Annotated in this window: 17 protein-coding genes, 1 tRNA gene and 3 pseudogenes; 14 read left to right on the top strand and 7 right to left on the bottom strand. The window is 46.0% G+C overall.

The window, feature by feature from the left end:
• Positions 1 to 310: 310 nt before the first annotated feature.
• Positions 311 to 1,450 carry a fatty acid desaturase gene (locus QUB16_RS24165; RefSeq protein WP_333320051.1) on the top strand — a complete coding sequence of 380 codons (1,140 nt, stop codon included), beginning with the start codon at positions 311 to 313 and terminating at the stop codon, positions 1,448 to 1,450.
• Positions 1,451 to 1,575: 125 nt separating this feature from the next.
• On the opposite strand, the gene QUB16_RS24160 is transcribed toward QUB16_RS24165, so the two are convergent.
• The 5 genes and pseudogenes from QUB16_RS24160 to QUB16_RS24145 all read right to left on the bottom strand — a co-directional run bounded on the left by QUB16_RS24160 (position 1,576) and on the right by QUB16_RS24145 (position 6,990).
• Positions 1,576 to 3,291, bottom strand: a complete 1,716-nt coding sequence (locus tag QUB16_RS24160; protein WP_333320049.1) for a lipoxygenase family protein — start codon at positions 3,289 to 3,291, stop codon at positions 1,576 to 1,578.
• 529 nt (positions 3,292 to 3,820) lie between these two features.
• Positions 3,821 to 4,132, bottom strand: a complete 312-nt coding sequence (locus QUB16_RS24155; protein WP_333320048.1) for a class I SAM-dependent methyltransferase — start codon at positions 4,130 to 4,132, stop codon at positions 3,821 to 3,823.
• Between the two features lie 68 nt (positions 4,133 to 4,200).
• Positions 4,201 to 4,566, bottom strand: a pseudogene (locus QUB16_RS24150) (transposase); the annotation flags it as partial.
• Between the two features lie 238 nt (positions 4,567 to 4,804).
• The gene (locus QUB16_RS33695; protein ID WP_445251160.1) at positions 4,805 to 5,080 is read right to left on the bottom strand and encodes a helix-turn-helix domain-containing protein; all 276 of its coding nucleotides are present in this window, start codon (positions 5,078 to 5,080) and stop codon (positions 4,805 to 4,807) included.
• 726 nt (positions 5,081 to 5,806) lie between these two features.
• Positions 5,807 to 6,990: pseudogene (locus QUB16_RS24145) on the bottom strand (ISAs1 family transposase).
• Positions 6,991 to 7,680: 690 nt separating this feature from the next.
• Here QUB16_RS24145 and QUB16_RS24140 point away from each other — a divergent pair.
• The 13 genes and pseudogenes from QUB16_RS24140 to QUB16_RS24075 all read left to right on the top strand — a co-directional run bounded on the left by QUB16_RS24140 (position 7,681) and on the right by QUB16_RS24075 (position 19,972).
• Entirely contained in the window at positions 7,681 to 8,184 is a 504-nt protein-coding gene (locus QUB16_RS24140; protein WP_333320046.1) for a hypothetical protein, read from the top strand.
• Between the two features lie 108 nt (positions 8,185 to 8,292).
• Positions 8,293 to 8,733 (top strand): translation initiation factor, encoded by a 441-nt coding sequence (locus QUB16_RS24135; protein WP_333320044.1) that lies wholly within the window; start codon positions 8,293 to 8,295, stop codon positions 8,731 to 8,733.
• Between the two features lie 402 nt (positions 8,734 to 9,135).
• Positions 9,136 to 10,296, top strand: a pseudogene (locus QUB16_RS24130) (IS4 family transposase).
• A 1,104-nt stretch (positions 10,297 to 11,400) separates the two neighbouring features.
• Positions 11,401 to 11,634, top strand: coding sequence for a hypothetical protein (locus QUB16_RS24120; RefSeq protein WP_333320042.1), 234 nt, complete (start codon positions 11,401 to 11,403; stop codon positions 11,632 to 11,634).
• A gap of 333 nt (positions 11,635 to 11,967) precedes the next feature.
• Entirely contained in the window at positions 11,968 to 13,212 is a 1,245-nt protein-coding gene (locus QUB16_RS24115; RefSeq protein ID WP_333320040.1) for a tyrosine-type recombinase/integrase, read from the top strand.
• 265 nt (positions 13,213 to 13,477) lie between these two features.
• The gene (locus tag QUB16_RS24110; RefSeq protein ID WP_333320039.1) at positions 13,478 to 14,104 is read left to right on the top strand and encodes a hypothetical protein; all 627 of its coding nucleotides are present in this window, start codon (positions 13,478 to 13,480) and stop codon (positions 14,102 to 14,104) included.
• Complete coding sequence (locus QUB16_RS24105) at positions 14,101 to 14,610, top strand: hypothetical protein (RefSeq protein WP_333320037.1); 510 nt, start codon at positions 14,101 to 14,103, stop codon at positions 14,608 to 14,610. The genes QUB16_RS24110 and QUB16_RS24105 overlap by 4 nt, the downstream gene beginning before the upstream one ends.
• The gene (locus tag QUB16_RS24100; protein WP_333320035.1) at positions 14,611 to 14,874 is read left to right on the top strand and encodes a hypothetical protein; all 264 of its coding nucleotides are present in this window, start codon (positions 14,611 to 14,613) and stop codon (positions 14,872 to 14,874) included.
• Positions 14,865 to 15,425, top strand: coding sequence for a hypothetical protein (locus tag QUB16_RS24095; RefSeq protein WP_333320034.1), 561 nt, complete (start codon positions 14,865 to 14,867; stop codon positions 15,423 to 15,425). Before QUB16_RS24100 ends, QUB16_RS24095 begins: the two co-directional genes overlap by 10 nt.
• 495 nt (positions 15,426 to 15,920) lie before the next feature.
• Complete coding sequence (locus QUB16_RS24090; protein WP_333320032.1) at positions 15,921 to 16,199, top strand: hypothetical protein; 279 nt, start codon at positions 15,921 to 15,923, stop codon at positions 16,197 to 16,199.
• 122 nt (positions 16,200 to 16,321) lie between these two features.
• Positions 16,322 to 19,243 (top strand): DUF3987 domain-containing protein, encoded by a 2,922-nt coding sequence (locus QUB16_RS24085; protein ID WP_333320030.1) that lies wholly within the window; start codon positions 16,322 to 16,324, stop codon positions 19,241 to 19,243.
• A gap of 133 nt (positions 19,244 to 19,376) precedes the next feature.
• Entirely contained in the window at positions 19,377 to 19,670 is a 294-nt protein-coding gene (locus QUB16_RS24080) for a hypothetical protein (RefSeq protein WP_333320028.1), read from the top strand.
• A 32-nt stretch (positions 19,671 to 19,702) separates the two neighbouring features.
• A complete protein-coding gene (locus tag QUB16_RS24075) occupies positions 19,703 to 19,972 on the top strand; it encodes a flagellar alpha dynein (protein WP_333320026.1) in 270 nt (89 codons plus the stop codon).
• Between the two features lie 231 nt (positions 19,973 to 20,203).
• Here QUB16_RS24075 and QUB16_RS24070 read toward each other — a convergent pair.
• Together QUB16_RS24070 and QUB16_RS24065 are read right to left on the bottom strand one after the other, a co-directional pair.
• Positions 20,204 to 20,275, bottom strand: a tRNA-Gly gene (locus QUB16_RS24070).
• 404 nt (positions 20,276 to 20,679) lie between these two features.
• Entirely contained in the window at positions 20,680 to 24,183 is a 3,504-nt protein-coding gene (locus QUB16_RS24065) for a calcium-binding protein (protein WP_333320024.1), read from the bottom strand.
• Positions 24,184 to 24,674: the final 491 nt, after the last annotated feature.

Genomic DNA, 24,674 nt, shown 5'->3' with positions numbered 1-24,674 from the left:
TGTGATTGGTTATTGGGATTAAACCAACCTCAAAATTGGGAGACTATTATCGATGCGTAAGCCTTTAAGAGTTGTTCCAAAAATATTTTTATAGGATACAATAATATCATGGTAGAACAATCAGGCCGCCTCGATCTCAAGCAATTTGATCGCAAGCTCCCGGATAGCCGCAGTGGAGACCGATAAAATCTCCGCATCCTGACAACAATAAGCCGCCGGATTTATGTGTGGGTTCAATCTAAAATCTGGTACGGGATCTAATTAAATTTAGAAACTTATTAAGTCACATCAAAATCCTCTTAGCGATCACATGAAATCCGAAAAATCACTCAATACTCTAGACAATACCGCAACGCCGACTTTAGGCAAAGAAACGCTAATTCACCACTCGGTATATGTTAAAAAATTGCGTCCGCTGCTGCCATCAGAGGCCTTTGAAGCGAATTCCAGCAAGTTAGGGATACTGCTGATAAATATCGGGATATTATTGTTAGGATGGGGAATTGCTGATAATCTCGATCGCTGGCCTGTCTACCTTTTATGGCTTTACTTACCTTTAGCCGTCATGATGGGTAATAGTATCATAGTTTTGCTATTTAGCTCCCACGATTTGATGCACGGCAGCGTTCAGAAAAAGTCTCGCCTTACTTATCCGATCGCCTTTTTGGGACTAAGTATGCTGTTTATGCCACCTACACAGTGGAAAAATCTGCACAATCTCGTACATCACAATAACACGAATTCTTTGGCAGACCCCGATCGCAACTATCTGTACCAGCAACCAGATACTTGGGGAAAATGGATTCAAAATCTGTTTGTACCCTCGGTGGAAGTCAATCCGGTGTGGTTAATTGTAGGGATGGCCGGTTCGTGGTTAGTGCATAATTTCCGCAATCTCACCTCGGTACTGTTATTTAACGATAAATCTGTTGATTACGTACCGGCTGCCTTTACAGTTAGTCCTAAAGATAGATTGAGAATCGCATTTGAATGTCTGGGAATTTTAGGCATTCATGCGAGCATTTTATTCTACCTAAATTTTCATCCCCTCAAAATCGCCCTCGCCTACTTTTTGCCGATCGCAATTGGTCATGCAGGCGCAATGTTTTACATCTATACCAACCACATGGGTTGCCGGATGACCGCCATTAATGACCCGCTGATCAACAGTGCTTCTGTGCGGGTTCCTAAAATATTTGACCTGCTGCACTTGAATTTCTCTTACCACACAGAGCATCATATTTTCCCCAGCATCAACTCAGACTATTATCCGATGGTGCAAGAGTTGTTGCAAACTCACTATCCCGATCGCATGAATTTAATCGATGCTGGCGACGCTTGGCGGTTTCTGGTGGAAACACCCCGGCATTATCAAGATGAAGTTACCTTCACTGATTCCTCTGGAACAATGTCTGTAAATTGCTCGATTGTTGAAGAGTATAAAAACTGAGAATTCGCATTGGAGACACATCTTTAACCATGCTTAAGAACAGGCTTTCCGGCCTGTTCCACAAACAATGAATTTTATTTTTGGGAGTAGGGGTTGGCGAGACGCCCAACCCCAAAAATAAACTCCTATATACTGATGCTATTTAGGACCAACGAAGGCTTGAGAGCAAAATAAGGGATTACTCGTTTGTGATTGTTGGCATCAATCTTCTGTTCTGCCATATTCAAATTTTGCTGGAACTGTCTGGCTAAAAGTTGGATCGGGGTTCCCGCAAAAACTTCGTCGAAGCTCATCCGGTAGAGTTCTCGGAAAGATTTATCGTAATAACCCAAACGGTCATATCGATAAGCTGACAAAATAAACAGAATTTGCAGTTGATTGGCCGCTCGTTTGTAGGGAGGAAGCAACCGTAAAATGTCCTTTTCCGTAATCACTTCTAGATTACCCGAAGCGGTAATCCTAGGAATGTCCCGGTAGGCGGCCAAAGGCATATTAGCTGCAAAACTCATGTATTCATACTGGGGAAAATTGACTGCTGAATGCTGCGGGCCACAGGTAAAAATTACAGTTGTGACAATTGCAATTAATTGTTCAACTGTGTCGATGTGGTCTGGCATTCCTTTGACTTTACCGCCGTTATCAGACGCTAATTCTTGAGCCCAGGTTTGCAGTTCCACATCTTGGGCGATCGCCTGATTCGTCGGGTAAAAGAATTTAAGATAGCCCGATACAAAGGTTTCGATCGCATTCCACAGCAGCAATCCATCATCTCGGTAAGGATAGTGAGGCAGTTGATTTGTGTCATCCATGCCCCGATTTTTCAGTTCAGCGGGCAACGCAAATTCATCGAGACTCCACGTACTGCAAGCCTCTCTAGCTATTTCTATTGTCTCAGCCAAGGTGCCACCTAGCAATTCATCGACGGGCCCGCCGGGATTGATCAATCGAGAACGTGCCAGATCGTTGTTGGTCAACATAAAGCGAAAGTGCGGTTTCAGCAGCAGGCTAAGCGGGTGATTTTTAGCCAACTGTCGGGCGGTGACGATCGCAATTGGTTCCATCACCAGATGAGTTCGACCTAAATGCGAGCTCATTTCATGGTGATTGGCATCTGCTACTTGCACGCAGAGTTTCGCAAACAGCCAATCGACAGGAGGATCGAATGGGGTGTAGACATGGCTATCTGGCGTGGGATCTAGTTGAATGGCGATCGGTGTCATTTCACCGCGATCGCGAATTCCCGTCCACCGCCAAGCGAAAAAAGCTCGCGGTTTCGGCAAGAATTTTCTGCCTTTTTCATAGCTTCCGCCTCCAACGAGAGCAGGGGCGCGATAGTGTTGGTCAGTACCTGTGTAATCGGCAACGTAAATGTTTTTTTGCTGCAACTCTTGCTGCAGATCGAATAACGGGTGAAAACCGGAAATTTGTGCCAGTGTTTGTGCCCGAGGATCGCTGGCATCTAACAGGCGAAGCACCATCGGATTTGCTCCAGACAGGCGCTGTTCTGCAAAAGAGCGATCGGTTTGGTAAATTTTGGCAACTCCAGGTAGCGGCAGCCAAGTAAAAAAGTCTTCATAGTCTTGGAGTTCGTCGAGAGGATCGAGAAAAGTTCTCGAATCGGCGGCCAGCATATTTGCCGGAAGTTCCGATGTTGCTAATATCCGTTCTGCAAGATACTTGCTCGAAAAATTTTCGACGGCAGGCACATCTTTCAATAATGCCAAAGGTGATAAACTCTCATAGTCAAACTGATAAGCTTGTTGCTGGCGATTCAAGGAATTGCGGCGCTGTTCTTGGTTCGGATCGTCTTGAGGAAGAGAAGGTCTCATAGTGTCTACCATTGTATAAATCAACCCTTTTGTGGTAGTAAAAGAGCGGAGATCATCACTACCGATCGAGGAGGGAATTTAAAAAGTATTGTGCAGGCTCACGCTTGATATAGGTCTTATTCACCGATCGATAATCTGATTCGGGACTTTTTTTAAAATCAGAAAAATTCCTCCAAAGAAGGCAACACTTTTCGATCGCCCTAAATCTAGGTTGAAACCTTTCCTTCTCCCGATAAGTAGCTCGCACTCAAGAACCCCGACTGCTTTGAGAATTCGGGGTTCGGGGTGTTCGGTTTTGTGAGCTGGGTCTTGATTAGCGGTTAGGCACGAACCATTAAATATTGACCGTTGCCGTTATATTGGCCGTCGCAACTCGCGAAATTAGCCACAAACCAAATCAGATAAAACCGCCAGCTTCGCCGAAATTTGGCATAGTCGATGCCGTAGTCTAAATCTTTAACTATTGCCTGAGAATCCTCAAAGTTTTTCAGCCAGTTAGCAAAGGTTGTGGAGTAATTATATCCGTTGAGATACCAGTTTTTTATGGTTTTGAGGTCTTTGTTGTGGCTGGAACATCGTATTTCCAGTAACGACCGTGGGGAAAAATGTATTTGTGGGTGAAAACGCTGGATATATTGTTGGGAGTGCGAACTGTGATGATGTGAATGAAAACTTTGCCGTTATCTGTGAGGAAACAGGCGAGCTTTGGGCAAGCTTGCGTTAAATTACCTACATGACAAAAAACGCCTATGGAGAGGATTTTGTCAAATTTTGCCTCAAATTGGGCGTCGTTCAAATCGCCTTCATATAATACCAATTCACTAAGCTGTTGTACACCTAATTTGACAGTCAATTTTTCTACAATTATTGTGGAACGGGCAGGAGAGCTCGTCTCTGGATTCAATTTAAATGCGTAGCAGCTTATGAACCTGCACTTAATATCGCTTCAAGGATATAGTCCCAACCACAGAGAGATAAAACTTCTTCCTTCGTGAGAGATTTGATAATTATATTTACCTGTTCTTTGAGTTTATCTAAACTCGAATAGTTTTCCCAATTGAGGTCTTTTTTTGTAGGTTGCCACAAGATTTCACTCGGATTCACTTCAGGACTATAGGTAGGTAAATATATTGGCATTACCTGGTCATGCCAATCTAATAACAGAGCTTTATGAAAGCTACCCTTATCCATGATAATTAGATTGAAATAGTCTGAGTAGTTTTGAGCAAGTCCCTTGAAAAAATCTTGAAAGCAGTTGTGATCTATCTGAGAAACTTCTTGATAAAATTGTTCACCCGGGGATGGATCTACAACTTCCTAAACATAGAATGTGCCTCGATTATATGGCTTTTTGCCGACGGCTTTTATCCCCTTCAATGTAATCATCCTGCCTGCAGAGTAATCAATCCAAATCTACTCGCGTTCTGACACCATATCCTTACAGGCTGTCTTATTTAAAAAAATTTAATCATTGCTTTGAGCGTCTCCCACAGTTTTTTTTTGAAAGTTGTCTGTGCAACTTCGTTCATCTTATTGCTTTGGGTTTTGGGACTTTGAGGTAAGATTTTAATTTATAATGAACGAGGTCATGTACGACTTTATAGCTCACTGGGATTCCGCATTCTTTTTCTAGCCATATCTGTAATTGACCATAACTTGTTTCCCCCTGTGGTTCTGGCAGTTTTTTGATTAATTTTTCTCTCACGGAGGGTGGTATATGTGGACTTTTCCCGGGAGCTTTTTTAACTGTGAGTAATGAGGTTATTCCACCTTGTTTGTAAGCTCTTAACCAACGATATATTGTTGATTCGTCTGGAGCGGTGCATCGTGGCTAATTCTTCTCTTGTTTTGAGTTTTTTGGTGGCAATCCAGTATAATAGCAGTAATTTTTCTTTACTTACGGAGGTTATAGCCCGTTCGAGTCGATGCTCTAGTAGAGCACGGCGGAAATAAACAGACCCTATTCGTGGGAAAATAAATAGTCGGCTTAAAAACCGTTTCGGCGAACGTATCAAGGAATCACGGTGTGCCTAAGTTAACTCCTAAAACATTAAATTTAAGCGATGACGAGCGGACTCAAGTTCAACAGTTGAGCGACAGACACAACACGCCACAACAGATTGCCTGACGAGCGAGAATAATTCTCATGGAATCTGATAGCCAAAACCATAGTGAAATTGCCCGAAGTTTAGATATCAATAGGCAAATGGCTCCTGAAGGGGCGAAATCGATGGCTGGAGACCGACGGCAAGGACTTATCGATTTTGCAAAGATTACAATATCTAGAGCGTGTGGGTGCACCCCGGGGGAACGCATCTTATTGAACACTGTTCATCAGTGGTGAGTATAGTTTGAGATAAATTCACCATTCTTAGAAGCTACAGATACACTTTGTAATGACTTTTGTAAGAAAATAGGAACTGATTAATGGTAGTTTTTACGCTTGTGCTAATTTTGAGACAATAAAAATATTACAACCACTGTTTACAGGTTGTATAAGAGTTACTAATGACTTATTTATAAGAATTTAGTTAACTGTAACAGCGAGGAGCTTAGTCAAATATTCATCATCCCACCCGGCTCGAAGTCGCTTATTTTTGGCTCCGGTTTTTGAGGTTTTTTCTGGCTTCAACCGATTGATCGAGATGTGTCTAATCATAGCCAACTTTTGCGGAGCATTATCTTTTATAATCCGACAATCATCTTCCCGAAAACCCACATCTAATACCCAATGTAAAGAATTTTCAATTCCCCAAGGGCTACGCACTGATTCACCAAGATGAGAGAGCCTCATTTGGTAAACTACTAATGTAATAACCAGTTTCAATAGTTGTTTTTCCCTTCACCCTTCTCACGGATTCTATCAAGCCTATAGTGTGAAGTTTGTACCATTGATTGTCGGATAGATCGGCTCTTAGATGTCACTTAACATGGTTGTAATGTCGAATTTATGAGCGACCGTGATTACTCTCTTTAGTTGTCGAATGAGTTGTATGTGTAAATCCAGAAAAGCCTTGTCTAATTGCTTGCTTAAACAACTATTCTACTCGAACAGACAGGGAGGCTTTGTTCTTTTTTAAGGTGATTCCACAATTTCTTTATTGTTCGACAATTGACTTCACAATTGACCTCTGACATCCCCGGCCATCAATAATGACAATGCTTCCCTTTAATTCTAATACTTTGAGTAAAGCCGGAATAGCGGTGATTTTTATCTTATTTTTTATCAACCTTAACTTGTCCTAAAACTAATCTTTGACGGGTCGCCCAAGCACTGACCCTATGAATGGCTTTTTGCTCTCATTCCCGCTCGTAAGAATGGCGAAGAGTTTGGGCATCAATTGCGATTACTTCTCCGGGATTGAAGCAACTAATAGATTTAATTCTACTCAAAAAACATTTGTGAAATTGCTCCGGGTTGAGGCGAGAAAATACTCGTGCAATTGTGTCAGGTGAGGGTATGGCCTTCGGCAATTCTAAAATTTTCTTTAACCATTCGTATTGAGCGGCGCGCGTAACTTTCGATATCCACCCCTGGATCAGCACCGCCAATCACAGCACAAATTGAGATGGTAATAATATCAATTAATTAATAATGTTTCACCGCTCAATTTTGGGATGTTTTACGTCAACAAACGGTTCGATCGTGGTGATTTTTGGTTGGAGTCTCCGGCAGGGTAAAGTATAATTAAATGTTGTGGATGTAGTCACTAATTCTTGTCCAATATACCCGATTCTGTTAACATAAAGTTTAGATGGCTTCGCGCTGAGTTCAACCCAATTAAATACCGCCGGAATTATATAGCAACCGCCAAGACGGTTAGGATGTTCTTATATCAAATCCGCCATTCATCGGAATTATTCATTTCTCTGTTCTCTCCCTCTGCGTTCTCTGCGTCCTCTGCGGTTAAATCATTCCGATGCCACCGGAATTGATATTAATTGCTTAAACCCTGGCTATTATTGCTTCTTCCTGCTTTTTACCCGATCGCGAACTCGAAGGGCATTCTTCCTTCTTCCTTCTAATCTAAATCCCGCCTCCTTTCCCACGCCAGTGCTGCTTGGAGTTTCGGACTCGCCCCCTCCGTCTGCTTCACTTTGCTTTGAGCCGTCCACAAACGGAATATATTGTTACCCGAAGCCGCGCATTTGCATATACCTGCGGACTGAAATCAAAGAAACTTTATTTATATCCCTGGAATGAGTAAATCATCGAGAGATTACAGCATGATTAAATAGAAACGCAATACCGTACCTGCGCTGTTGATAAATTCTCAGCAACTACTTTTGTCAAAATTGCTTTGAGAAATTAATTTACTCTAAAAACTGTTAGCAGCAGCTCAGGTTCCTCAACCTCGCCAGAACACACCCTACCTATAATCCCGACAATTCGGAGCGGCAATGAACACAATCAAACCCGAACCCCAAAGATCGCGCTTCATGGCTCTGCTGCTGACAACGCTGCTGACCTTTCCCTTTGTGAGTGCTTGCGGTTCTAGCCAGCAAAATTCCGCTCCCCCGCCTCCTGTTGACAACACTCGCGCTGGAGGAGTGCAAACTAATCGCGCCTCTACTCCTTCCCCACAAGCCAAAAAAGGACTGAGCAATGCTCAAAAAGTAGGGATTACTTTAGCAGGAGCAGCGGCCCTTTACTACATCTACAATCAGCACAAAAATAAACAAGAAAAGGGGCCGCAGGGAAAACATTACCTTTCCAAAAACGGTCGGGTGTACTACCGCGATGCCCAGAATCGCGCGGTCTGGGTAACGCCCCCGCCTGAAGGAATAAAAGTTCCGGAGTCCGAGGCAGCGCGTTACCGCGAATTCCAGGGGTACAACAACCAAAATACCGGTCGAGACCTTACTACCTTGCCGGAAGCTACAAGTCCTGTTCCCGCACAGTAGTCTAAGCATTTGAGATTTTAGATTGCAGGTTCCGTGACTTTCAATTAAATCTGGGATTCCCAATCTAAAACAGTCGTTTTTCAGCACATAAAAAAGAGGAACTTTATCATGGTAGACGGATTTTTGCGGAAGTTAAAAGATGCGATCGTCGGGCCAGACAGCGAGCAACTCGATCCTGACGGCTATTACGAAGATGCCTCAAATCCCGGACAGTTCGGCAACGTGACTCCAGCCAGCCAAGACCCCTACGGCGACCCGGCTGAGTACGGACAGTACGGCAACGTGACTCCAGCCAGCCAAGACCCCTACGGCGACCCGGCTGAGTACGGACAGTACGGCAACCTGACCCCGGCCAGCCAAGACCCCTACGGCGACCCCGCTGACTACGCCGGTACCGACTACGGACAGTTCGGCAACCTGACCCCGGCCAGCCAAGACCCCTACGGCGACCCCGCAGACTACGTAGCGGATGCTGGAATGTTCGGCAATGTGATCCCGGCCAGCGAAGATCCCTACGGCGACCCGGCTGATGAGGAAGGGTTTAGTTAAGTCAGTTAGCTAGAAAAATTACCTGGTAAGCAACAGCACCCCTACGGGGGTGTTTTTTTTGTTGAGAACTAGCAGCATACAGCACTTGCGGATGTTATGAGGTACAGTAGCAGCAATTAGTAAACCAGTTTTTAAGATGTTTCGGATTAATTAAGTCAAGAGCCACAGCAATTATCGTGTCAACCATTTTAGTGCTGCTTGGTGAAAACTGGATCAATAAAGATTTGAGTTGCGACCACCATAATTCAATTGGATTAAAATCCAATACGGTTCAGTTAAGGCTTAAACTGTGGTAAATTAGGTATTGTATGCAAAAAGGGAGAGCAAGTTAGCGTGCATCTCAAAGAATTCTCATTAGTATCTCTCAAAATCCCAAGTACGGAGATATTCAAAGCAATAGAAATGGCGATTCCAGCCACTGCAATCGAACAGGCGATTACTAAAACCAAGGTTGAAGAGAAACGTCATCGCGCCCTACCAGCACAACTGGTAGTGTGTCTGGTAATCGCCATGAGTCTGTGGTCGAAAGATGCAATGCGGGATGTACTAAAAAATTTGCTTGATGGTCTTAATGAAGGGTGGATAAAAATTGGTAAATATTGCCGATTTCCATGTAAATCGGCAATTACTCAAGCCAGACAAAGATTAGCAGCAGGCGTGATGAGACAGTTGTTTCATTCATTAGTACGACCAAGGGCTACAGTTGAAACAGTAGGAGCTTTTATCAACGAACTCAGAGTCGTAGTGATAGACGGAACCTGCTTATATCTCCTCTCTGGGTGATGAAAATGCCAGAGTTTTTGGTCGTCCAGGAAGCCGTCCAGGTACAAGAGCAGCGTTTCCTTGCATCGAGATTAGTTATTTTAGTAGAGGCAGGAACACATTTAATATTTGATGCCTTAATGTGTCCATATAAAATGGGAGAAAGAGTAAGAGCGTTAAAGTTATGGAGATCAGTAACGCCGGGAATGCTGTTGATGTGGGATAGAGGCTTACATTCTTATGCGATGGTAGAAGCTACAGTCAGTAAAGGTTGTGAGTATTTGGGGCAAATTCCATCCAAAGTTAAATTCTTAAACGAAACACAATTAGATGACGGTTCATATTTGAGTTGGATTTATCCATCGGGGAAATTAAGAAAAAAAGGATTTCAGCCAATACAGGTAAGAGTAATTGAGTACACAATTGAGAATGATGACCGCCCAGAAGCACAAATTAGATATCGTTTAATTACCAGCTTGTTGGACGCGGAAAACTTTCGGGCCCAGTTACTTGCCTGTGAATATCATCAACGTTGGGAAGTTGAGAATACGATTGATGAACTGAAAGTACATTTATTAGGACGAAAAACTCATCTTCGTTCTCAAAAGCCTCTTGAGGTGGTACAAGAAATATATGGGTTACTACTAGGACCGAAGAGCTTTAAGGTCATTAATTTTTCAAGCGGCAAGCAACGCAAGCATTTCACCCTTGCTTCTTTCTTTTACTGGAACATTACGAGTTGTTCGTCGCGGGCTGCCAAAATTTCAGCGGTTACAACAACAAGAACTTCCCTTTTTTTGAGTTGGTTGACTTTGGAGATTCTCGATCAAAATATACCGGAAATAGTGAGCGACAAACAACCCAAGAGTCGTGAAAAAGCCTGTTTCCAAATTTCGGTCTAAACAAGTTAAACACAGAGGTACTGGAATCATAATGAATCCTCCTGTATTTATTGTTTTAAGCACTGCATAGCCCTTAACTGAACCGTATTGGATTAAAATCAGGAGAGTATGGGGACAAACACAAGATGGAAGCACCCACCGCTTCAATCTACGGGCTTAATTGAATCTACTTTATGCGCTGGTAAGTTATCCATCACTACTACTGCTCCCGACCACAATTCTGGCACTAAACATTTCAAGGGTAAACACCTCAAATGCTTGGCTATCCATCGAGTTGTCTAGGGTCATTAATGCCACTACTTGCGTGAGACTAAGTGCACCAATTACTGTGACTTTCTTACCTCGATAAAAAGGTTTGACCGCTTAGGCTCTCGTCCCTCGTTGGAAGCATGAGTTCGGGTTAAACAAGCGTAATACTCCCGTCTCATCTAAAAAAAATAGATTTTTGGGCTCGATATACTTGACTTTTTCCCAATACTCTAACCTTAACTTCATGACTCTTTCTGTGCCTGCTTGGCTACTCCTGACTGTTTTTTTTTACGATTTAATCCCAACTTCTGTAAGGCACTACACCTTGCTGTTCTGCCTACCCAATTTCCTGTCTTTTGGGCGAATAACTCACACAATTCTACCAAGGTTGCATGGGGATGTGCTGCCACTATTTCTCTTAATTGTTGTGACCCATTATTCAAATGACTGAATCTGGGTTTACCCCTGGGTAAGGGCTGTAAATTTCCCTCGATTTTTTGTTGGTTGACAAGTTTTTGAACTAAGCTTTTACTGCAGGCAAATATTTCTGCTGTTTTTCTGATCGACAGCTTCTGTTCTAAATGGGCTGCTACTATGAAAGGATCGCAAATCTACTGAGTATGCTTTCATTTGTATATTATTTTTAGTCGATTCTATTGTACCTCATAACATCCGGAAGTGCTGTATCGTGCAGTTCCGACTATTTAGCAGACGCTAAAGTTATTAAATTTTCATTCCTAAATTGAGAGAGGATGTGAAAACACTCCGATCGCAACTCGAAGTAGAACGCCCCGATCGGGAAGAAGTTGAGGGGGAACTCTCCGACCTGAGACAAAAATCAAAAAATGATGCAGCCAGGAAAAATTTTCCCGATTTTCCAGAGCCGGCAGACTTGCTCAATAAGTTAAAAGCGCGGCGTAAAAAGTCGAGGGCAGACTTGGCTGATATGGAAGCAGTCTTGGACATATTGGCAAGTCTAGGCACTTGATTGTCTCCAATTTTGTCTCCAAATTGTCTCCAAACAGCCCTGTGTTTGTCTCCAAAAACTCTGTGTTTGTCTCCAAAACATCCTGTGCAACCACAGAGAACAAGCCCTAGAAACGCCAAAACCCTTGATTCCTCAAGGGTTTTAAATACTGTTCGCGCAAGCGGACGGTGGGACTCGAACCCACGACGTTCAGCATGGGAAGCGGTAGGCACAAATGGTCACAAGCTTTATCTGACAAGGTTTAGAGCAAAACTCTTATTCTCATTGGTGGTTTTTCTAGTCATTCTCTAGTCAGTTGAGTAAAATTGAGGGGTCTAGTTTGGGTAGTAAAGCATGACCAAAATTTTGGAATTTAGTGGAAAAGCTTCCAAGGGTTCTGTTGTTGTTGGGACTGACAAGGGGAGGTTGCGCTTGCAGATGCCGAGGCATCTTTGTGGAGGTAAGCAAAAATTCCTATATCTCAATTTGGCTGACACCGATGAAAACCGAGAGCTAGCAGAAGCTAAAGCACGGGTGATTGAATCTGACATCAAGTTTGAACGGTTTGACCCAACACTCAAGAAGTACAAGTCACAGACTCACTTGACTGTTGTTGAGACAATCAAGCCTAAACCGGAACTGACTCTAAGTAAATTATTTGAGAGATATTTAGAGTTCAAAAAACCTGCTGTCAAGCCCACAACTTTTCACTATTTAGTAACGAGCATTCAGGCTTATATTGACCGCTGCCCCTACCAAAGTTTGTCCGAGGATGATGCTTTGCAAATACGCGCGTGGCTGCTAGGTGATACTACTAACAGCATGACTAAGCGAGTCTTGACTTACGTGAATGCAGCCGTTGAATGGGGGATTAAATTCAAAATTATTACCAGGTTGTCCGCTTCCCCTTTTAACGGAATGGCAGCCGACTTGCCAAAACACAACTGGCAAAGTGACCCTGAACCTAACGCTTTTAGTCCCGAAGAAAAGGCATTGGTATTAGAAGCTTTTAAGAACCACAAAGGGAATTGGAACGGCAGAGGCTATGGAGGGCAGAAGCTTTGCTACTATTACCCTTTGGTGCAGTTTTGGTTTATGACTGGATGCCGTCCCTCTGAGGCTGTTGGCTTGAGGTGGCGCGATATTGCCTCCGACTTTTCTCACATTGTGTTTAACGGCAGTGTGCAGCATCCGGGCGGGATAGAAACTAGGGTTGATGGTAGTAAAAACAACAAGCGTCGTAGGTTCCCTTGTAATCAGGAGTTAAGCGAGTTTTTAAGAAAGCTTGAGCCTGAAAATTTGACGGACAAAAACAGTCTGGTTTTTCCCTCACCTAAAAAGGGCGGGGCGATTAATTACAGCAATTTTACTATAAGAACTTGGCACAAGTTGGTTGACCCAATAACCGAGAAAACTCGTGCCTGTGAAGGACATCACAAAACGACTACCCCTTACTCTTGCCGGGATACTTTTATCAGCGAACAAGTTGGCAAGGGTGTACCGAGTGCTGTTGTTGCTAAATGGTGTGATACGTCTGAGAAAGTGATTAATTCTGTCTATTTAGATGGCAAGATTTTGGAGCATTTACGCCCGCTTTGATACTGTTAGGATGTTGATTCTAGGGGCAACTTTTGGGACATAAAACTTTACACTCCCTGTGTTGACAAGGAAGTGGAAGTCTGCAATCGTGAGTAACTAAGGAAGATTGTTGCGCGACTGCTAAGCACTTGGAACTGCTTAACAAGTCACGACTTCCCCAAACCGTTCAATCTCAACGTTTGGAGCCTATAAATTATGCCATTTTCAGCCGATTGTCCTAACGGACGATCGCAACTCTTAATGATTGAGTTGACGGGGTTTTGCCATGACTAAACCTACCGTCAGCTACCGTCGCATTGACCAATTAAAGGCGATCGCCTTTGACCGTGGTTTCACCAATGAGGATGCCAAGCAGTTCGGGAAGTTGTCTAGGACTGCTACGTGGGAAGCACTGCTAGAACTGTACCTCGTTGACGGCGAACTGCTTGACACAGCGACTGTAGACAGTGTAGACGCAGTGCTAGACATACCACTAGACACAGTTCTAGGAAGTGTAGACGCAGTGCCTGAACTGCTTGACACAGCGACTGTAGACACTGTAGACACAGTGCTAGACCTACCGCTAGACACTGTAGACACCACGCCTGAACTGCTTAACCCGCAAGCTGTAGACACTGTAGACAGTGACACTGTAGGCACACTAGATAGGGTGCTAGACAACACACTAGACATACTAGATTGGACTAACGACGGTTCGTTCCCTGTGTGTGGTTTCACCCGCCAGACTTCCACTAGCTTTTTAGACTGGGTTGACCTTGGACAACTCATCGCACTTGTACTCGCATCGGCGGGGGTATTTGTGCTGGCAATGTCTATGTGGCGACAAATCAATCCCTTGAATTTATTCCCATCCCCAGTTCGCATCAACATTCAAATCGGGACAAAATTATGAGCTTACAACTACGCCTATTCGGCGGCAATTCTGATGCTGGAAAAATGACTGCCAGCAACGACGGCGGACACGCTATTGACAAATCAAAAGTTCTGGCAAGCACTGACGCAAGTGTCATCACCCCGCTAAATCCTGGTAACTTTTCCAGTATCCGTAGTGTTCCAGTTGTGCCAGCACCGCGCTACTTTACTAAGGAAGAAGCGGACGCAATGAAGGATTTAGCAAAGGAGAAAACAGACGGTGCAAAGCAGTCTAAGCGCGCTTATGAAGCACTGGCAAAAGTTGAAGAAGCCGATGCTAAAGTTCACCGCCATCACCGCAAATATGAGGGGGTTGTGGCTGATAATGAACTGGGTAAAAAACGCTCAGACACTCGACTAGCTAAGCACTTGCACAGCTTGCGTCCCGGTTATGCGCGACTGGGTTTAGGGATTGATAAAGCTGACAGTGATGCCCGCACTCGGATTGATGCGATTAAAGCCAAGTTGACGGGAGGGACTAACTAAATGAAAGCGATGTATCTGGCAAATTACTTTCTTGCCGGATGCGTCGCTTTCTCCCTTTTGGGGTGGATAGCGAGTCTGCATCCGATGGCAATGAAAGCCGTTTTATTCTTGTTAGCAGGAATTGCGATTGCTTGGGGGTTGAGTTGGTTGCTTGACTATTCCCTGAGTAAGTTACTCAAGATTTCAGTGACTGACTTACAGGCAGCTTTAATTGGCGGTCTGGCGATGCTGCTGATTGGTTTGGGGGTGTTTCTATGCAGCTAAAACTGTTTGTATTGAGTGCGTCCTCTGTCGTGCTGTGGCTGACTCCCCTCGCAGCACTAGACAAAACGCTAGACACTCACAAAGCACTGCAAGGTGTCAGCTTGTGTGCTGCAATTGCCTGTGCAATTTCCGCTGGCAACATCGCCCGCAAGTTGGCAGAGGAAAATGAGATTGAAGTATTGAAAGCGAGGGCAATTAAGGCAGATACAGAGGATGAAATCAGCACATCAGTTTATATTTCTCAGCAACAGCGTCAGCAAGAAGCCGAAGCAATCCTAAATCCTGTTGAGCGTCTGGAACGCGCTCTGGCACTGACTTATGATGAAGACGGAGATGATGAACGTTCGGCAAACGAACAATCAAACCAACTAGCAAAAATCGACTCTGAACGTTCAGAGAACGATAAAGCTGAACGGGTTTTAGAACTCAAAGCTAAGGGCTGGGGAAAGGCCAAAACAATACTTGAAGTGTGGGGTATCAACAAAGGAGGAAGCCAAAAATACAAGGATGCTGAGGCTGAATATCATCGCATCGTTGATGGTGAGGTATAGCACAATCAGACACCGAAAATCGGTACACAGGAATAAAAGCTGCTACCTATAGGTCAGGATTTTGCGTATACACTCAAATCCATGCACACAGCGCGTTCTAGATTTTACGGCAATTATGCCTCTTAAATCGGGGGAGATGATGTGCTAACAATCCCCATACCCGTATTTACCTTGCTTAATAAAAAACAGAAGGGTATAGGGTTCTAGCTCAACCGTTTCTAATAAAATGCAGTCCTAACGCCTATATTCTCCGTGTATAGAGAATGGCGAACCCTATAGGTTTGTAATTTAATGAGTTCAATTAAAAATTGCTCAAAACCCTCATTCTTGCGTGCTTAATAAAATGCGACACCTATAGGTGTGTAACTTAGAGAAATCTAATAAAACGCAGTCAATAAACGCGCTTAATGAAAATGGAACCTTATAAGGTTCCTGCACAATGCGTTCAATTAAAATCCGTGCTCTCAATCCCATCCATCGCCTAAAATATTTCACATGGACAACCGACCACTAACGCCACGCGAAAAAATAGAAGAGCGCAGATCCTGGCGATATTGGTGTCGCTGGTATCGGCGTCATCATCGGTGTGGCGGTTTTGTGTTGTACGGCGAATTAATACCCCAATCCCTTGCAGAGTTTAAGCAGGTTGGTCTAGCAGACTACTTAGAAAGCCAAGCTCAACTACTAAAACCTTTGTGGTGTCTCGCTAAATTCTGCAATGGCTTAATCGGTGTCAGCCTTACCGATAGCGTTATCGCACCCGTAATCAACTAGCGGGGCGGTTCCACCTGTTTTAATTTTTCTAAAACCTGTAAATGCCAAAAAACCGCTGCTGACAATTGGAACCTGCTGCAACGGCTTTTGGTAATCAACCTCGCTTGGCGCGAGAAAAATTCATGTACGACAATATTAACTCGAATGGCGGGCAAACTTCAAGTGCCCGTGGCAATCTTGTCAAAGTTTCAAAATCTAACCCTTGCCCGCACTGTGGCAAGCCTGACTGGTGCTACTCCATAGGTGAGTTGTCAGTCTGTAACCGCGACCAACCGCCCGCTGATGGGTGGGAGGCAACCTCGAAAGCAGACAAGGACGGCAAAATTTTCTATGCCCGCCCTCAAGAGAAAAAAGCAATCCGTCCCCGCCAGACTCGTTACTGGGAATATCTCGCCCGCGACGGTTCACCCTTGGCGCGTGTCGTGCGTTTTGATGACGGGAAAGGTGGCAAAAATGGTAAAGGTGAGGCTGACTGGCATCAAGAACATTGGGGCAAGTGCAAAGCTTCCCGGCAGATTGGCTGGGTAGTAGGGACTAAAGAGGTACCTCGTGAGAATATCCCTGTTTACCGCTACGCAGAGGTCAGAAAGGCGATCGCGAATAATGAACTTATTTTCATTGTCGAGGGCGAAAGTTGTGCTGACATAATGTGGGGGTTAGGTTTTGCCGCTACCTGCAATATTGGTGGCTCTAGCAAGTGGCGGGACTCCGACACCCGAGATTTACAAGGTGCAAAGGTTGTAATTGTTCCCGATCGCGATGAACCGGGAATCAAACACGCTGAGCTATTGCATCAGGAATTCCCCGACGCCCTCTGGCTTTATCCCTACCCAAACTCTAAAGCTTGGGAAAACTTGCCCAAAAGTAAAGGGCTAGACCTGGCTGACTGGATCGACCAACATCAAATAACAGCAGAGGACATCAAAGCGGCGATCGGAGAGAAGAAAGTTTTCGCAACTCCCCCGCGGGCAACAGCAAAAGTTGTCCGTCCTGAACCATTTCAAGTTCCCCACATCTCCGAGCTAGGGGGAGAGATTGAAGAACTGCTAGAGTCCGACCTCAAGAAATCTCAGCTACAGCTTAAAATCTCCGAGCTCGCCCAAAAATACCGTCTCAACTCTGCCGATGTCTGGAAAATTTACCGCGAGCTTGAACAAGAGTCCGAGCAAGAAGCCAACAAGGAAGACACGAGAATCGGAATTGAACAACTACTGGCCTCCAAGTCTGCCAGCGTCAAACTCTCAGAAATCTTCCCTGAATCTCTGGCCGCTCCGATCGAAGAAGTAGCGCGACGCATGAATCTCAAACCTGAGTGCTACGCGCTGGCACTGATTTCTGGCGTCTCAAGATTCTTGAAGAATGGCAGTAGCACGATGCTTGTGGAGGAATGGAACAGGTATCGGTGTCGGACTTTTGGCTATTTCGGAGCTCTTATAGCTGAGTCAAGCCAGATGAAGACTCCGGTGCTGAACGCCATGATTACAGACCCGCTGGCAGCAATGCGGCAAAAGAACCAGGAGAAGTTCAATGCCCAAGAAAAAGCCTACAAAGAGGAGCTCGAACAATGGAAAAACAGCAAGGATGAGGACAAGGGCCCCGCGCCTGATGCCCCTGTAGAGACAATCCCCTACATCACTAAAGCCACATGGGAGGGGATAGCAGGGATGGTAAGCCGAAATCCCATTCAAGGGATACTGTGGCTGTGCGATGAGCTTGCAGGATTTTTCAAATCAGCCAACCAGTACCGCAGTGGCAAGGGAAGTGACAAAGAGGACTTGCTGGAATGTTGGAGCGGTAACGGTGCTGTAGTGGCACGTGCAGCCGGCACTACCGTCAACGTCGGAGCTGTCTCCCTTTCTATTTATGGAAACATCCAGCCCAAAGTCTTAGAACCTTTTTTGGGGGATGGCAGTGACGATAACGGAACCTTTGCCCGATTTGACTTTGTACAACAGCCACCAGCGTTAACTCAGATAACTTTAGGGGTGTCAAAGATTGACATCAACCCAATGCTGCAAGCGCTCTACGAAAGGGTGGATGCTATCCCGATGATGCAATTCGAGCTAGATGAGGAAGCCCGAAAGTTGTTTGTGGACTACTACAACCACTGCCAGCGACTCCGACTGAATCATCCCAAACAAGGGATGCGGGCGATGTTAGGTAAGGCCGCTGAGAAAGTTGGCCGCGTCGCAACCATCCTGCACTGTATCCACGCTGCACACATGGGGATTGAGGTTTCCTCTAAGATTCCTGCCAGTCAAATCGCGGCCGCTATCAAGTGGGTTGAGTACACAACTCAGCAAGCTTTGAGCATAAATATTGAGGTTTCCAGTCCCGATGCACTTGAAAGTAATCTCGCAAAAATTATCTCGCTGGCAGAACGCAAGGGGGGCACGGTAACAGCACGAGATGTGTTGCTAACTTTTGACTCAAAGTATCGCCCAACCCCTCAGACAGTTCGAGATTGGTTCGGAGAACTGACGACCATGAAGTATGGAGAGGTTACACAAGAAGGACGTAGTATTCGTTTTTCTCTCTGCGAAACATCCACATCCTCCACATTAAGCCAAAACTCATACGGGGCAAGGATTGCAGATGTAGAGGATAGGCTCCACACTGTATCCACATCCTCCACATCTAGCGGTCAAAAACACCAAGTTTCAGATGTCAATGTGGATGAACGTGGAGGCAATGTGGAGGATAACATCCACACCCTTGAATCCTCTTTAGGCAAAGGTTTTAACTCTAATGTGGAGGATGTGGATGTTTTTACGCCTTCTCCTAAAACCTCTCAGTCCTCAATGATGAGCTGTACTACAGAAACCGCTAAACCTACGGCAACCTCTGCCAAGAAGCCCAGAACTTTTGAAATAGGCGATCGGGTTGTGGTCAAGGATGTCGGCGGCCTCTATCAAGGTGCACGAGGTGAGGTTGTGGACAATATCTACAGCCGTGCTGGCACTAGCTACTTGGTCAGGTTCGATAAGCCTGTCAGGAACGTTCGGCAAGGTGAATTTGAACCTTCTGACTTGATGAAGTTATGACTTGATAACGGTCAAAGCTAGGATTTTGAAAATTGGCAAGTTACAGATACTAGCATCTAACTAGACAACCACTAGACACACTGCTAGACAGGTGCTAGTATCTAACTAGACAACAGCTAGACAGGTACTAGACATGACAGACAGATGCCAGCTTAACTTGAGATTGGACGGCCGCCGTGACTTGCTCGAAACCATTAAAGATATCGCAGCAGCAGAGGGTTTGAGCGTCAACGCTTGGGTAGTGCGAACTTTAGAGCAAGCGGCTAACCAGGCAGTATCAGCGCCGCCAATCCAACCTCAAACACAAGTGTCCGAAATTTCGGACATTGAGCCAGTGCTAGACAGTTTGCTAGACAAAAAGCTAGACACACTGCTAGCAGCTAAATTAGCAGGGATTGAAGAACGCTTGGGAAAATTGAGTGCCTGAGTGACGGCAACGATGAATCACTCAGGCAGGAATTGAAAGCGGCCAACAAGCAACTTGCAGAATGGGATGCAGAACTCAATCAGTTACACGAGCGCAACGGCGATTTGGGACTGAAGGTGCAGATGCTGGAGCAAGAGCTCAAGGAAGTGCGGCGCGATCGGGAGGAAATTAAAAACTCGGCTCCGACCGTCGCAGAATTTCCAGAGTCGGCCGACTTGCTCAACCAGTTAAGAGCGCAGCGCAAAAAGACGAGGGCCGAACGGGAAGACGTGGAGGTAATTTTAAGATTGTTGGGCCGATGAGTGGTCAGGGCGTCTTGACTTGCCGACTGCGGGTAGTAGCAATTGGGGGGAAATTGAATAGAAAGTGAATATTTCTATTCAATTTCTATTCAAACGATACTCAGTTTGGTCGTTTTCTAGTCAAATCGTAGTCAATTTCTAGTCAACTAGACCCCTTGAAAACCCCAAAAATCAGCAATAAAAAACCTCAAACCGTTGATTTATCGTTGGTTTGAGGTTCTTATAGACGCAAGCGGACGGTGGGACTCGAACCCACGACGTTCAGCATGGGAAGCTGACATTCTACCACTGAATTACGCCCGCGCTTAGGGTTTTTTACCTGTTTTCACCTGCTTTCACCTGGGAGGCCGATCGGTAAAAAACTACTAGAAAAACATTGTACAACTATTTTCGGGTTTTGAGTAGACCTCTTGCAAAAATCCTTTTCATCAATTGATGGGACGGGCAAGATGCCCGTCCCACAAGATTTATTTTTTCTTGTGGGATGGGCATCTTGCCCGTCCTAATTATTTTTGCAAGGGGTCTAGTATAGCATTTTGACAATCAATTTTGGGCGATCGCCGATCGCCCATCCACCGCACAAAAAAAGTCCTGCACCAAAGGCAGGACTTAATCTAACTTAAATTTCTTAGTCTCTTAGAGAGGGACTTCGTATGACAAGAAGCGGTTTCAACCGCCGATCGATCGAGGGTGATCGAACTTTGCCGTTAGACGAAGCGCAAAGAGGTGCTGTCAATAGCCAGGAAAGAAACTGATTGGACGATCGCAATCAATTCATCCGCGCCCGAAGTCTTCTTGAAAATAGCGGTTCCAGCAGGCAATCCCTCGGGTGAAGCACCTAACTGGTAAGTGCTAGGAGCACCTTGAAGTTGGAGGATATCTTCACTCGGGTTAAAACCGACAATCAAAGCGTAGTCGCCTGCGCCAGTGCCGGTATCGTTGCCATCGTTGTAATAGAACTTGGTGGCATCTCCCAGCAAGAAAGTATCATTGCCTTCAGCGCCAATCAGCGTATCGATTTCGCCCAGCCCTGGGTTAGCAGCAGTGTAGTCAACACCAACGAAGATGTCGTTACCTTTTGTGCTGTAGAGGAAATCGTTGCCGCTACCGCCAAACAACACATCATTATTTTCACCGCCGTACAGAGTATCGCTACCCTCGTCGCCGAGTAAAGTATTGTTGCCGAGTTCGCCTGCGAGGACATCGTTACCAGCGCCGCCAAATATCAAATCGTCAGCTTTGCCACCTAATGCGGTATCTGCACCGTCGCCGCCGACAAGGGTGTCGTTGCCGAGGTTGCCAAACAAGAGGTCGTTGCCAGCATCGCCGAATACACCGTCATCACCTTTGCCGCCAAATAGGATGTCGTCGCCGCCATTGCCTCCCACGGTGTCGTTGCCCTGGTTGCCATACAAGATATTGTTAGCTTCGCTGCCAACGATCGCGTCGTTGCCGCTGGTGCCGAGAATCTGTGGCAATTCGCTTGGTGCGGGCCGGTTGGTGAATGTGGGTGCGATCGGAAGTGCGATCGTCTGAGCTGGCGCGGGAGTGAAAACGGGTGTGGGTGTGGTAGCCGGTGTGGGCGTCGTAACCGGTGTGGGTGTCGGTGTGGGTGGCAGCGGTGGGAGTGCAACCGGTGTTGGCGCGGCGGGTGTCGGCGCCGTGGGTGTTGGCGCCGTGGGTGTTGGCGCCGTGGGTGTTGGCGCTGTGGGTGTTGGCGCTGTGGGTGTTGGCGCCGTGGGTTCCGCAGTCGCCTCTGGTAAATTAGCTGTGAGAATCTCCGTACCAGAGAGGTTGCCGACAGTTTCGATGAAGCCAGCACCTTCGACAGTCGCCGATGCACCGAAGAAGTCGGAAATTACAATGTCATCCGTAGCCCTGACTACACCATCTTTATTGATGTCGATCGCTAAACTCGTGCCTTGGCGGGCCAAGCCTGTAGTTCCCGATGACAACGACAGCGACAGCGTAGGGCTGGTACTGACATTACCGTTAAAATCAACAAAGTCTAGGCGATCGATGCCACCTGTATCCTGAATCGAAATTTGATTTGTCCCCTGATCCTGTCGGATTTGATAGAGATCGCTACCTGCACCGCCTCGCAGCACACTGCCCTTGCCAAAGTTGGTATAGAGCGTATCATCGCCAGCACCCCCTTCCAAGGTGCTACCTTCACTACCACTGAGATAGTCATTGCCATCTCCTCCTAAGACGAGGCTCTGGAAGCTGCCAAGGAGGCTGTCATTACCCGCACCGCCATCCAAATTGAAGCCGTTTACCAGCGTGTCATCTCCATCGCCACCAGCCAGACTGTCTTTGCCAGCGAAACCTCCATCCAGAAAGTCGTTGCCGATACCTCCATCCAGGGTGTCATCGACATTGCCGCCAAGAAGGCTGTCATTTCCGCCACCGCCACTGAGGCTGTTGTTTCCTCCGCCGCCGAGCAAGCTGTCGTTGCCATCTAAGCCACTGATGGTGTCATTGCCCTCAAGCCCTGAGATGTTGTCATTAGCCGCAGTGCCGGTGAGGTTATCGTTGCCTGCTGTTCCCGTTATGCCACTGGTTCCGGGTGCTATCGTAGCCTCAGTCAGATTAGCCGCGAGAATCGCAGTACCAGAGAGGTTGCCCACAGTTTCGATGAAGCCAGCACCTTCGACAGTCGCCGATGCACCGAAGAAGTCTAAAATCACCACCTCCTCTCCAGCCCTGACTATCCCGTCTTGATTGATGTCAATCACTAAATTAGTGCCTTGTCGGGTCAAGCCTGTATTTCCCGATGACAACGACAGGGATAGGGCAGGGCTGGTACTGATATTACCGTTGAAGTCAACAAAATCTAGGCGATCGATGCCACCTGTATCCTGAATTTGAAGTGGAATCTTCCCGTTATCCGGCATGAGATAGCGATCGTTACCTATACCGCCTCGCAACACAGAGCTAAATCCGGCATTGAGCGTATCATCGCCAGCACCGCCTTCTAAGGTGCTTTGACTACCACGGAGAAAGTCATTGCCGTCTCCCCCTAAGAGGAGGCTTGGGAAGTTAGCAAGGAGACTGTCATTACCCGCACCACCATCCAAAGTTGAAGAGGCGTCATTGCTGCCTTGGAGCTTGTCATCTCCATCGCCACCAATCAAACTATCCTTGCCACTGAAACCTCCATTCAAAAAGTCATTGCCGACACCCCCATCCAAGGTGTCATTGCCGTCATCACCAAGCAGGCTGTCATTGCCCCCACCTCCACTGAGGCTGTCGTTTCCTGCACCACCAAACAAGGTATCGTTGCCATCTAAGCCAGCGATGGTGTCATTACCGTCAAGCAGTGTAATGTTGTCATTGCCGACAGTGCCTGTGAGGTTATCGTCACCGGGAGTACCAGTGATTGCATTGGTTCCGGGTGCAGCCGTAGCCTCAGTGAGATTAGCAGCGAGAATTGCCGCACCAGTGAGGTTGCCCACATTTTCGATAAAGCCCACACCTTCGACAGTCGCCGATGCACCGAAGAAGTCGGAAATTACAATGTCATCAGTAGTCCTGACGATCCCATCTTTGTTGATGTCAATCTGTAAATTAGTGCCTTGTCGAGTCAAGCCTATATTTCCCGATGACAATGACAACGACAGGGACTGGGTAGGACTGGTACTGATATCGATGCCAAAATCATCAACAAAGTCTAGGCGATCGATGCCACCTGTATCCTGAATTTGCAGTTGATTCTGGCTAAAATCCCGCAGGAGATAGCGATCGTTACCTGCACCACCTCGCAACACATTGCCATTGTTAAATCCGGCGAGGGTATCATCGCCAGCACCCCCTTCTAAGGTGCTACCACTGAGATAGTCATTGCCGTCTCCACCTAAGACAAGGCTCTGGAAGCTACCAAAGAGGCGGTCATTGCCCGCACCGCCATCCAAATTTAAGCCGCCTTGCAGCGAGTCATCTCCATCGCCACCAGCCAGACTACTTTTACCAAAACCTCCATTCAGAAAGTCATTGCCTATACCCCCATCCAGGGTGTTATCGCCCTCACCGCCAAGGAGGGAGTCATTGCCCCCATCCCCACTGAGGTTGTCGTTTCCTGCACCGCCTAGCAAGGTGTCGTTGCCCTCTAAGCCAGCAATGGTGTCATTGCCCTCAAGCCCTGAGATGTTGTCATTCTCAGGCCCGCCGATAAGATTGTCATTTGTCAATGTACCAGTCAATACTGCCAATGTCTTTTCCCTGCTTACGGTAAACAGGCGAGGGCTAATTTTACTTAGCTACTACACCCTAATTATCTATCAGTGCTTTTTCCCAAAAATTATGCGAATTTTCCAAAAAACTTTTTTTTGCACAATTTGTTTCATTGGCGACAAAAGATGCTATGATTTATAGCCTCTGTTCACCACAAAATAACGAGACTTACAGCACTTTGAGATAAAACCCGCCACAAAGAGGGTAAACTTGAAAAATGTAAAAAAAGCAAATTATTTAGAGATAGCGGCATATTCTATTGACTTACGACAGAAGATACTAAGTGCGTGGCCAAACAAAGAAGGCACACAAAGAAACTTAGCAAAACGATTTAAAGTCAGTCGATCGCTCATAGGTGACTTTTTGCCTCGGTATTGAGAGACGGCCCAGATCAGGGGGAACGCATCTTATTGAACACTGTTCATCAGTGGTGAGTATATTTTGAGATAAATTCACCATTCAAAGAAGC

This window comes from Microcoleus sp. D3_18a_C4, assembly GCF_036702415.1.
In the GTDB taxonomy this organism is placed as follows: Bacteria; Cyanobacteriota; Cyanobacteriia; order Cyanobacteriales; family Microcoleaceae; genus Microcoleus.
Note: the sequence above shows the minus strand (reverse complement) of the source record. Positions and strands in the feature narration are given on the sequence as shown.